At 52.1% G+C, this 12,143-nt stretch carries 10 protein-coding genes; 2 read left to right on the forward strand and 8 right to left on the reverse strand.

Annotated features, from left to right (window positions below):
- Position 1: 1 nt before the first annotated feature.
- The 8 genes from DWY25_RS08660 to DWY25_RS08695 form a co-directional block, all read right to left on the reverse strand.
- A complete protein-coding gene (locus DWY25_RS08660; protein WP_117894900.1) occupies positions 2–370 on the reverse strand; it encodes a VOC family protein in 369 nt (122 codons plus the stop codon).
- A gap of 69 nt (positions 371–439) precedes the next feature.
- The gene (locus tag DWY25_RS08665; RefSeq protein ID WP_117894901.1) at positions 440–1,900 is read right to left on the reverse strand and encodes an FAD-binding protein; all 1,461 of its coding nucleotides are present in this window, start codon (positions 1,898–1,900) and stop codon (positions 440–442) included.
- Between the two features lie 148 nt (positions 1,901–2,048).
- On the reverse strand, positions 2,049–3,839 hold the full coding sequence (locus tag DWY25_RS08670; RefSeq protein ID WP_117894902.1) for a flavocytochrome c: 1,791 nt from the start codon (positions 3,837–3,839) through the stop codon (positions 2,049–2,051).
- Positions 3,840–4,127: 288 nt separating this feature from the next.
- Positions 4,128–4,475: a hypothetical protein gene (locus tag DWY25_RS08675; RefSeq protein WP_117894903.1), complete on the reverse strand. Its 348-nt coding sequence runs from the start codon at positions 4,473–4,475 to the stop codon at positions 4,128–4,130.
- A 419-nt stretch (positions 4,476–4,894) separates the two neighbouring features.
- A complete protein-coding gene (locus DWY25_RS08680) occupies positions 4,895–5,854 on the reverse strand; it encodes an aldo/keto reductase (RefSeq protein ID WP_117894904.1) in 960 nt (319 codons plus the stop codon).
- A 98-nt stretch (positions 5,855–5,952) separates the two neighbouring features.
- A complete protein-coding gene (locus tag DWY25_RS08685) occupies positions 5,953–7,104 on the reverse strand; it encodes an iron-containing alcohol dehydrogenase (RefSeq protein ID WP_117894905.1) in 1,152 nt (383 codons plus the stop codon).
- A 13-nt stretch (positions 7,105–7,117) separates the two neighbouring features.
- Positions 7,118–8,173 (reverse strand): transaldolase family protein, encoded by a 1,056-nt coding sequence (locus tag DWY25_RS08690; RefSeq protein ID WP_117894906.1) that lies wholly within the window; start codon positions 8,171–8,173, stop codon positions 7,118–7,120.
- Positions 8,174–8,263: 90 nt separating this feature from the next.
- Complete coding sequence (locus DWY25_RS08695) at positions 8,264–9,052, reverse strand: 5-deoxy-glucuronate isomerase (protein WP_117894907.1); 789 nt, start codon at positions 9,050–9,052, stop codon at positions 8,264–8,266.
- 73 nt (positions 9,053–9,125) lie between these two features.
- Here DWY25_RS08695 and DWY25_RS08700 point away from each other — a divergent pair, with 73 nt between their 5' ends.
- Complete coding sequence (locus DWY25_RS08700) at positions 9,126–9,878, forward strand: DeoR/GlpR family DNA-binding transcription regulator (protein WP_006058686.1); 753 nt, start codon at positions 9,126–9,128, stop codon at positions 9,876–9,878.
- 277 nt (positions 9,879–10,155) lie between these two features.
- Positions 10,156–12,123, forward strand: coding sequence for a BglG family transcription antiterminator (locus DWY25_RS08705; protein WP_117894908.1), 1,968 nt, complete (start codon positions 10,156–10,158; stop codon positions 12,121–12,123).
- Positions 12,124–12,143 lie beyond the last annotated feature (20 nt).

Genomic DNA, 12,143 nt, shown 5'->3' on the forward strand with positions numbered 1-12,143 from the left:
TTTAAGCCTGAACGAGGCAGAATGGATGCCCTGCCGGATCAAACAGGGTTACAAACTGAGAACCGCCAAACTGTGTGTCAGCCTTCCGCGCGCCCAAGGCTTCCGCTTTCGTGATCATTGTATTCAGGTCGGAAACGAGAAAATCAAAATGGACTTGTTTCTGTTGCCGGCCTTCAACCTCCGGCCAGACCGGCGGGACATAATCGTCTTCCTGCACGAAGACCAGCATCACGCCGTTTTCGCTGACAACCGCGGGATTGCCGAACAGTTCCGTAGTTTTCCAGCCCAGCAGTTCATGATAGAACTGACTCAACTTTATAGCGTCAGGACAGTCGACGACCAGATCGGCCAGACGAATTTCATTAGACATAAAATGACCTCTCTTTCTTATTTTTGGTTTCATTGTAAACGGTTTCTTCTATTTAAGCAAGCTTACCGATTATTTTTTCAGCAGCTGATCGGCAGCACTTTGAGCGGTGATTCGCGCCCAGACCAGCCCGGATGTCAATTCCCATCCCGGACATTTCGTATCTTCTCCATAAACAGAGTACAGGCCGTCGAATTTATTAGTGTCTGAGGCGTAGCTCAGAACTTCCCCTTTAAAGGACACCGGCAAAAGTGATTTGTTGAGAGTCGGGCGGGATGGGGAAGTATGAAATTCCACGAGTACATAAGGCGGTATCAGCTCACTCATTGTCGTTCCCTCACGCTGAAATTCTAAGTCAAGGCCGGTCCGGGCGTACTGATTGTAATCCGTGATCGTTTTTTTTACAATTCCGGGGTATTCCGGATTGATCATGTTAGCGAGGAGATTAAGCCCATCCACTTCGAAATAAAAGGTTTGCGGTGAAATTCCGGCCGCTTGAACGTGATCGAGATCGCTGATTCCATAGACGGGTTCCTGTTTGGCAATCCAAATCAGCTGATCCTGATAGTTCATCTTCGGATCCTTTTCATTAAAGAACCGGCGGCCGTCAGAATTTAAAAAAATGATATTGGGCAGGGTAAAGTAATCGTAGTCTTCCTGCAGTGAAGCCGCCGATTTCCAATCCTCTAATTGAAGCGGTGTGAAATCGGAGATTAAATGTCCGCGAAGGAAAACGTCTTTCGAAAGAAACTGATCCGCGACGATTAACGCCTTTGTTTTAATTTTAGGCGAATAATTCAGAGGTTGGCCTGTTTCTTCATCGCTGAAGGATTGCACAACTTTGACGCCTTCTACACCATCTTGGGCTTCGTTCAGTAGAATCTGAGTCAGGCGTGAATTTTCCATGAAGGCGATCCCCAGATCGGCAGCGATCTGGGTCAAGGCGGATAGAACGACAGGGTGTCCTTCAGTCTGTCCATCATCCGGGGTCATCATTAATTTATAATCCGGCAGTAAACCCGGTACCGGTTCGGCGAACGGTACGCCGCAGCGTTCGATCAGCCAGTCGACGTCCGCTCCGGAATGTTCAACGGTCGTTCGGAAAAGAGAAGAATCGGCACTCAACGTGAGTTCCGAAAAATAATCTGTATAAAATTGTTTAATTTCGGTTAGCGTCCAGCGCCGCTGACTTTGGTCAGCCCGCTGAGCTGCGGCGCCTAACGCCGCATAGCGATCGGTTTCCTCCGTCAAAATTTCGACGGAATGGGGCAGATCGGCGCTGTGAAATGAAGTGTAGTCCGGCTTGAGCGAAGACACGATGACAAGAATATCCTCAACCCCCTGATCATGCGCTTCAATCGCGGCGATCAGGCTGGGAATCGCATCGCCGACAATGACCAGGTCGTTTTCCCAATCATACTGTGAATTCAATTCTGAATCGCAGGGAAGGGAGGTCGGCTGACAGCCCGTAAAGAGCAGGACGAAACAAAACAGGGCGCAGCGAAAACCGTGTTTTGTGAAAGAAAAACGCATGGAAGATCACCTCTGTGATTTCAGTTTACTACCGGAGTCTACGTTTGTAAACCTTTTTCAACCAGGTATTAGATTTCGCCGGCATTCAAGGACGAGTAAAAAAGAACCCCAGCCGTCAGACTGGGATTCTTTGGAGGGAAAGCTTAATTTATTCCGCAGCGGCTGCGTTGCGGCCGGCAATCCGTCCGAAGACGGTGATATCGGCGATCGCGCAGGTGCCGACGCGGTTGTTGCCATGAACGCTGCCGGTGACTTCACCCGCGGCGAACAGACCTGGCATAACGCTGCCTTCGGTATCCAGAACTTCAGCGTTTTCGTTGATTTCAACGCCGCCCATCGTGTGGTGGACAGAAACAACGCCTTCCAGAATGAACCAAGGGCCTTCCTTCATCGTAACCATGCTTGTGGTACGGCCGAATTCATCGGTGTTGTTTTCGATGCCTTCGTTGTACTTATCCATCGTTTCCACAAGGTTTTCAGCATTGATGCCGTAGTGTTCCGCTACTTCTTCCAGCGTATCAGCTTTGAAGAAGACGCCGTCTTCCAGACACCGGGCATATTCGTCGGCGAACTTTTCTTCCAGATTCAGCCGGTCAGCGACTTCCTGGTTGTAGATCGCGTAGACTAAGCCGCCCTGAGCCAGAATGCCTTCGGCGCGGACATCGCGCATCGCGACTTCGTTGACGAAACGCTTGCCGTCTTTGTTGACATAGATCAGACCTTCGCCCGACCAGCTTGGCGCTTCAATGCCGTAGAAGACGCCGGTGATCGGATTGTTGAACGGATAGAGCTGGATGTGTTCCATATTGATCAGATTAGCGCCGATCTTTTCAGCCATGACGATGCCGTCGCCGACAATGGCCGGGGAGTTTGTCGTTTTAACCGATTCGTCCAGTGTTTCCCAACGTGTGTTGTAGTGTTCGCGCATTTCGACGTTCGCGCCGAAGCCGCCGGTAGCCAGAACGACGCTGCGGTTCGCGGAGATCGTCGCCGTCTGATCACCCTGGGAGACCTTAACACCGACAACCTTGCCGGTTTCATCCTGAATCAGTTCTTCTGCTTTCGTGTTCAGCATGATTTCTACGCCGTGACCTTCAGCGTATTCCTTTAACGGATTGATCATGCCTGGACCTAAATCAATCGGCTCAACGGCACGCGCTACGCTGTGGCCGCCTTCCCAGACGAGGTAATCCTGATATTTGACGCCGATTTCATCGCGCAGCCATTCCGCGGCCGCCGTCGCGTTGTTCGCAACGATATCGACCATTTCTTTCTTCGCGACCTTTCCGCCGCCTTCCCACATTTCCTTCGCCATCAGTTCCGGGCTGTCTTCAATGCCCTGTTCTTCCTGCAGCCAGTTGTTCGGGCAGGCCAGTTCGGCATAGGACAGAATTGTGTTGCCGCCGACATACGGCATTTTTTCAATGACAACGACATTCGCGCCCGCTGCCTGCGCTTCGATCGCTGCGGATAAGCCCGCTCCGCCGGCGCCTAAGACAACGACGTCATAGGTCTTATCTTCTAAAGTAACGGTGGTTTTCGCAGCGCCTTCCCCGCTCATCAGCGCTTCAACGTCCGCGCCGGCTTCTGTCAACGCCGCTTTGACAGCGTCCAGAATCGCGTCGGATGTGTGCGTTGCGCCGGATACCGTGTCGACATTCAGCGACTGGGATTCAACGATCGACGCCGGGATGTCGGCGATTGCCGCATCGGAGATACCGGCGGATTCCTTGTGTTCCGTGACCTCGACCTTTTCAATTTTGTCAGCGCTCAAGGTAACTTCGACTGTCACGTCGCCGTTATTTCCCTGGGCCGTCCCTGTGTAAGTTCCTGCTTTGAATTTGCCTTCGCCGCCTTGATCATTCTTCGGTGCTGAGCTGCACGCAGCCATCGAAGCGATCATCATGACGGAAAGCATCAGTTTAACGATTTTCTTCATAATTTTCCTTCCTCCTGGTTCTTATTTTATAGAACCGGCCGAAGGGTTTGAATGGATTATCTTCTGCATTTTTTGTAATATTGTCCATTTGTGCACAAAAACGGATAATTTGAATGAAATTCTCGGATTCAGTAAATCAGAAAAGGCGACTGTTCTCATGCTTGGCAATCTCAAATCCGGTCATTCCTTGCCTGCTTCCCGGAGCATAAGATCAATATCAATACCTTTAAAAGTAAAAAAACATCCGTCTGCGAAGCCTGACAATCGCAAAACGAACGTGTTTGGTCTTTATACGCCATAGTGGATCATAAACTTTTGGCTGTCAATCGCAGCCTGGATTTTAAGCGCCAGATCAACCAGTTGATCACCCTGATTTATCCGCCGGTCGCTGAGCACGATTTCCTGGAATGCAGGAAGCGACTGCGGTGGGATCAGTGTGACGCCGTGCCGGGCTAAAGCCTGGGAAGGATGATCGAGGGAATGAAAATAGGTTTGCATCAACAGGAGCTTAGGCCACCAGTCATTGAGATAGAGATCATCGTCAATCGCAATGCAATGATAATTCTGCGGTTCATAAGCACTATAATCTTTTTTGGGATCTATTTCATCAATCATGCCAAATTCAGCTTTGATCATAACTGCCCCTTTCCTTAAGCCTTTAATTTAGCGGGATGAAGGTTCGCTCAGGTTTCTTTTAGTTTATGACGTTGAATCCAGCTTGTCAAATTTGAGGAAGTATAGTTCACTTTTCCAGAGCGCTTATTTCGCGGAAGGGTCGTCTTTTCAAGGGGTGGAAAGACGCGGGACAGAATCTTCTGTCTAAGGGCAGAGAATTGGAAGAATCTCGAGCGATAGGAACTTTCAGTCGACGTTAAACCGTTCTTCTGAAAAGAAAGAGTGTCCCGGCTTTCCATAATCAGTATAACTCAGAAATGATAAATATACAACTCTTTTGAGTTTAAAAAGCGCCGGATGAAGATCACGGCGCTTTGGGTACGGGGGTCAGTTTCGTATGTTATGAGGAAGGGAGAAGAAACTTATCAAAAGGGGAGAAATCAGAGCTGGTCCAGACCTAGCCGTGTGATTTCCGCGTCGATTTTCTGCATTTCCGCTGCGCTGAGCTGCCAGGTGAAGGTATTCAGATTTTCCGCGACATGACGGACGCTGCGCACGCCGACTAAAGCCGTCGAAACGAAATCCTTTTGCGTCGACCAGTTGATCGCGACCTGACTGACTGGAACCTGATGTGTCTGAGCGATCTCATCCAGGGTTGTCATCAGCTCCATGACGCGCGGGAAAAATTCCGGTCTAAAGCCTTTATAGAAGGACAGCCGGACATCGTTGGCCGGCCAGTCGGGAACCTCGCGGAACCGGCCTGTCAAAATTCCGCCGCTTAAGGAACCATAGGTCATCGTGTCGATGCTGTGCTGGGCACACCATTGCATCAACGCCTTAGACCGCTGGTCGATCATCGAGAAGGGCGGCTGGATGACGTCGACTTGGCCGTATTTCATCGCTTCCTCCAATAACGTCTGATCGCAGTTGGACAAGCCGATATAGCGGATTTTGCCCTGCTGCTTTAAGAAGTTCAGGGCGCACATCGTTTCCGCAATCGGCGTGTGCGTATCCGGCCAATGCAGGAAGTAGAAATCGACATAATCCGTTTGAAGGTTGCGCAGCGAGCTGGCCATTTCCTCCATGACGGTGCCGAAGCGGGCGTCGCGGAATACGCCGCCGGTGAATAAATCGTTGTGAGTGCCGAACTTCGTGGAAATGTAAATCTCAGACCGGTTCAGGCCCTGGATCGCTTTGCCGACAATCTGTTCTGAACTGTGATTGCCGTAGTTGGGCGCAGTGTCGATCAGGTTGACGCCGCCCTGGATCATCGCGCGGATTGCCGCAATCGCTTCCTCTTCGCTCATCGCGCCGTTCCAGCGCAGGCTGTCCAGCCCCCAGGTGCCGACGGCCAGCTGACTGACGTCGACGTTGGCGTTTTTAAAATGAGTCATGCGCATCGTTTTATCATCCTTTCATCATCAGTAAATTGTATAAGGAATAGTAACAGAAGACCCGGAAAAGGGAGTAAATCCGGGTCTGGATAGTCACGAGAGAGTTACCAGAGCTGCTTGTACAGCGCGATCATCGCTTCTTCCGTTATAACTTTGCGGGTGTTGGCCGGCGAGCCGGAAACGGCGGCGTCGCGGGCCATTTTTTCCAGCGAATTGAAGAACTGATCGCGGTCGATATTCAGCTGGGCCAGACTCGGAACGTTCAGCCGGGCTAACAGGGCGGACAGGTTGTCAAGAAACAGATCGGCCGCCTGTTCGTCATTCTCATTCTGGGTCATGCCGCAATACCGCGCCAGATCCGCGAACCGGTCAAGCGCGCCGTCCTTAATGTAGTTCATGCATACTTCCAGCAGCACGGCGTTGCTTAAGCCATGCGCAATGTGGAACAGCGCGCCGATCGGACGGCTCATGCCATGGACGATCGTCACCGAGGAATTGTTGAAGGCGATCCCGGCTTCCAGCGCCGCCAGCGACATCTGGATCCGCGCTTCCTCATTGTCGCCGTGCTCATAGGCTTCCGTCAGGTTGTTGAAGATGCGTTTGACGGCGCTGAGCGCGAAGGTGTCGGAAAGCGGCTGGGCTAAACGCGAGGTGTAAGCTTCGATCGCATGGCACAGGGCGTCGATGCCGGTCGCGCTGGTGACGCCTTTCGGCGCGGTCATGGTGAACTGCGGATCGATGATCGCCAGATCCGGAATCAGATTGCCGCCTTTTAAAAGCATTTTCACGTCGTTTTCCGTGTCGGTGATGATCGTGAACTGGGTTGCTTCCGAACCCGTGCCGGCAGTCGTCGGGATCGCGACCTTCTTCGGCAGCGGTGTTTCGACCGGCTGGCCCATGTAGGAATTTAACGGCCGGTCCGGGTCGGCGCTCATCATCGCGATCGCCTTCATCGAATCGATCGGCGAACCTCCGCCCAGAGCGATCAAGAAATCGCAGTGTTCCGCCTGATACTGTTTCAAACCATGAACGATCATCGTATCGCACGGCTCGCTGTTGATTTCAGCGTCAATGGAATACGCGATGTGGTGCTGGTTCAGTACCTTCAATACTTTATCCAGGTTGCCGAGCTTGATCATCATTGAATCGGTGACGATCAGCGCTTTCTTGCCTAACGCGGCCAGAGCAGGACCGGCGGCTTCCAGCGCGTCTTTGCCGCTGATAATTTTAGCAGGTGTTAAAAAGGGATTAGCCATGGTTGTTTCCTCCTTATTTAATCATGTAGCTGCGGATGAGTCTGACTAAATCGTCATAGCCGCCCAGAAACTGGTTCATCGTCGCCAGGAACGCGCCGTAATGCTCGAACGCTTCCGGCTTCAGCCCCTCTTCAAAATAGGCTTTTTTGAATTCGTCCAGCTTCATCAGTTCGTCGAGCAGCTCGTCAGCGACCGGCGTGTCGATGTTGTTTTGGATCACGACGTCGCTGCCGTTGTACTTGCGCTGCCAGTCGCTGGTGATCGTGAGGACGATATCTCCGCCGATGAATTCTTCCCAATGGTGCTGATTGCGGAAGGCCGCGACCAGCAGCTTTGTCCGGTAACCGCGTTCCTTGTATAAACGGTAAGCGTTCTTAACGACCGCCACGCCCGCCATGTCCAACGCTTCCGCGCTGATCATCACGTCGTGCTGCTTGACCCAGGCTTTTAAGTAATCGTCGGTCCGGCCGGCCATGATCGTGCAGACCGGATGCATTTCCGCTGTGGACAAGCCTTCCGCTTCCCGCCGCGCCAAGCCGCGCTCTACCGCTTCGGCGACTGCGATCGCCTGGGCGCAGGTGAACGAAACCGTCGCGTTGATGCTGACGCCGCGGTAGGTTAATTCCTCAAACGCTTCAATGCCGGCCTGGGAGGTCGGAGCTTTGATCTGGGAATTGGGTACGGTGGCTGCCAGCTCGCAGGCTTGCTCGACCATCTTGTCCTTGCTGCGGTAGAACTTGGCGTTGGTCTGGAACGAAATCCGGCCTTTCTGGCCATGGCTTTCCTCAAACATCGGTAAAAGCAGCCGGCTGGCCTTGGCGCCTAACGCCTTGATCACATCCCAGGCGACGTCATCCTCGGTGGAAGCCGGATGGGTGCTGATGATATCTCTGATGGTCTCTTCCCATTCAGGCAGTTCCTTCTTTAAGACGTTGCCGACGATGACCGGATTGGTCGTCGCGCCGCTGGCGCCGTTGTCGATCGCGTACTGCAGTTCCTTGCAGCTGCAGGAGTCATTCCACACTTCCGTCTGCGGGAAGCGGGTGACCATTTCATAAAGTTTATTCATTCCTGTTTCTCCTTTTTTATAATGGGCTGGGGCGGCGGATATCAGTCCGGACAAAATTGCTGGAAGGAATCTGCCGCTGGAGGAAATGCTTTATTTGTCCAGCTGGAAGAATTCAGCGTCCGGATCGTTGACCCATTCATGAGCGGGGTCAAAGGTGCGTGTCTTGATCCACGGATTGCCTTCCAGATGCGGAATCATCCAGACATAAAACATCGCGTAGCCCGGCGCGGCGTTTTGCGGATGGGTCAGACCGCCCGGGATCATCGCGACGCTGTTGTGCGTGATTTTATAGACGTCCTCACCCATGAAGCAGCTGCCGAAGCCCTGCGGATGATCAAATTTGTAGAAGTAGACCTCCGGCTGGGGATGATGATGCGGCGGATAGCTGCTCCAAATACCCGGAAAGTTGGTGATTTCTCCCAGCACCATGTTGGAATACGGCGTGCGCTCGTAATCCAGGATCGTCGTGACCTGGCGCCTGGTCGTCGCCGCCAGCTTGCCCTCGCCGAAGAACTGTTTGTCGATGTTGGATTTGTCGTACAGCACGGCCGGGAAAATCCGCGGGTTTTCCTTCTGCTGGACCAACACCTCGCCGTCTTCCTCGAAGACCAGCGTCACCGGCGTGTTCCGGCAGACATGCAGACAGGTCGCGTCGTCGCGGAAGCAGTTCTGACGCTGGGCGGTGACGGTCTGATCCGCATAATGGAAGGTAACCTTGCCGCTTAACAGCAGCAGCGCCGTTTCCTGATCTTCGGACTGGACCGGCCAGGATTCTCCCTGCCGTCCGATCAACAGCTGGATGTTCATGAACATCTGATCTTTTTCACCGTCGCAGATTTGATTAAAACCGGAATGCAGATTCTCATTTTTTCTTAACATTGTGAACTCCTTTCTGCTTGTCACAGGGATTCAACTTGTCTATAATGAAGAAAGTTGAAAGGTCGGGGGAAACATGAAATACAATCGTTTGCAGGAGATGGAAGCCTACATCCGCAAAAACCGCTCGGTGAGCAATGAGGAGCTTCAGCAGCTGTTCAATATCTCCGTGCAGACGCTGCGGCGGGATTTGAAGGAGCTGGAAGACCGCAATGTGATCACCAAGGTGTACGGCGGCGTTCTGGCTAAACCGGAGAAAATCAGCGCGGCGACCTTGCCGACGCTGTCTTCCCGGCTGCGCACCAACGCGGCGGCCAAGGCCCGGATCGGCCAGCTGGCGGCGCGGCAGGTGCAGGACGGCGACGTGATTTTTGTGGATTCAGGCTCCACCGCCTATACGATGATCCCCTATCTTCATCAGCAGGAGGTCACGGTGATCTCCCACAGCCTGCATGTTATGAACGCGCTGACGGAAGCGGAGAACCTGACGGGCATCTGCCTGGGCGGGAAGCTGCGGAGGGAAACCCAGACGTTCTTCTCCGATACCTCGTTCTATCCGTACTACTATAATAAAGCGTTCGTTTCCACGGTCGGCCTGTCGATTTCCAAGGGGCTGACGAATACCGATTTTAACGAAGGCGTGATCAAGCGGCATGTGATCCAGAATTCCGCGGAGGTCTGGATTGTCGCCGATCACTCGAAATTCGGCACGGTGGCGTTTAATAAGTTTTTCGATCTTGAAGGCATTACCGGAATTATCACCGATGAAGAACCGAATGAGAAGTACCGGCAGTATTTCAAGAATCTCAAAATCCAGCTGATCGATTAAGTCCGGAAAACCGGGCTTTTCTCTTGCCTGGACATGTTTATCATAGTGGCTGACCGATAGGTTGTCAATCAGGATTTGATAAGGTCTTGGTTAAGTTGAGTAACTTTTGATTTTGCACATAAAACATGAAAAAAGCTTTTATAAAAGGGAATTTACCCGCTTTTTCAGGGACTCACGAAACAACAAGCAAAAAATTACCGGATTTCTGTTCCCGTTTTTCTTTCAGCCGGGCTTGGAAAGTATGCTATTTTATTGACGAGGGAAGGGCGGTGACAAAATGAATGATCAAAAGTCTAATTACTACACCCAGCTGATCTTAAAGGCGCTGCTGAATAAAGAAATGGTGACCACGGGCCAGCTGGCGGAAGAAATTGGACTGTCAGAAAAAACGATCCGCACGAAAGTGGAAGTCATCAACAACATGCTGCTGGACAACCAGCTGGGTGAAATCTGCAAGAAGCCCAGGATCGGGATCTGGCTGGACGCCGACCCGCAGCAGCGGCTGAAAATCAATTCGCTGATCAACAACTCGGCGAACATGGACGTGCTGCAGAACGATCAGATCCGCACCGCGACGGCGCTGAAGCTGATCTTAAAAAGCACGAAAAACAACACGCTGACGACCAAACAGCTGGCCTCCCAGCTCTATCTCAGCGTTCCGACGACGCTCAAGGTGATCAACGACTGCCGCAGCTGGCTGAAGCTGTTCAACATCGAGCTGAACGTCGTGCGCAACAAGGGATTGGAGCTGGCCTACAACGAGGTGTCCTACCGGCTGGCATTGAAGCATTTCATTCTGAAATTCGATACCGAGACCAACGTGGAGGAAAGCATTTTGTTCTTCATGCCGGGGCTGGATCTTGAAGCGATCCGGCGCGGAATTATGGAAACAGAGAAGGAATGGAGCTTTGAGTTTGCCGAGGAATCGTTCAACGAGGTGCTCGTTTACGCGTCGCTGGCCATTTATCAGAATCAGCAGAAAAACGGCCGCAAGCTGAAGTTCTCGGACGAGGAGCTGGAAATGCTTCAGAAATACAACGAATACAGCTTTGCCGAAGCGATTTTCAAAAAGCTGGGGGCGCATTTCAACATGACGCTGCCGACCGAAGAAAAAGCGTTTTTATCGATTCAGATTTTATGCTCAAAGCTGATCGACAGCGGCTACAGCGCCGACAGCGGCGAGGTGCTGCGGGAGTATGACAACAAGTTGCAGGAATTTGTCCGCAAGATCATCTCCGTTGTCAGCAATGTCCTCAATGTCGATCTGACGCATGACGAAGCGCTGGTGCACGGGCTGCTGATTCACATGCGGCCGACGCTGTTCCGGCTGCGCTATGAGCGCGGACATACCAACGGACTGACCAGTTATATCAAGACGGAATACAAAAAGACGTTCCGGGTAGCCTGGCTGATTTCCGTTCTGTTTGAGGAATATTTCGATCTCAAGGTAAGCGAGGATGAGCTGGGCTACATCGTGCTGTATATCCAATCCGCCTTGGAACGCAACGAGAATCCGGTGCGGACGATGCTGGTCAGCGCCTCGGGCATGGGCATCAATCAGATGCTGTGCGATAAGATCTGCCGCTCGTTCAGTCTGATTCATTCAGTGAAGGTGGTCAGCGTTCACGATTTCAAGATTGAAAAGGTCGAAGATGTCGATCTGATCCTGACGACGCGGGAACTGGGTCTTCACGATCCGCGGATTGTGGAAATCGATGATTTTCTGTCCGACGCTTCGATTCAGAAGATCAACCACTGGATCCGCAACACGATCCTCAACAAGGTCAGCGAAGCTCAGTTTGACGCCGACTGCCACCAGCTGTTCGAGCCGGATCTGATCTTTACGCATCTGGAAATCGACGACAAACCGGCATTGTTGAAGTTTCTGTGCGACCGCCTGGTCCGCAAGGGCTATGTCACGCGCAAATATGTGAAGACGGTGCTGGACCGCGAAGCGTTTACGCCGACCTCGATCGGCAACGGCGTCGCGATTCCTCATGGCGATCAAAATGAGATCAACGAGGCCCGGGTCGTCATCGCCACGCTGGAAAAGCCCATTTTGTGGGACAGCGAACAAGTCGACGTGATCTTCCTGTTAGTCGTCAAAATGACCAACGACTTTGAGATCCGCCGTACCCAGGCTTTTTATAAGCAGTACATCAAGCTGGTCGGAACCGACGACCAGGTCAACGTCCTGCGTAATTTCCAGACCAACGTTGATTTTTACAAGTATTTAATCAAGTAATTTTAACAAGCAAAGCTACG

Source organism: Holdemania filiformis (assembly GCF_003459085.1).
GTDB classification, from domain to species: Bacteria; Bacillota_I; Bacilli_A; order Erysipelotrichales; family Erysipelotrichaceae; genus Holdemania; species Holdemania filiformis.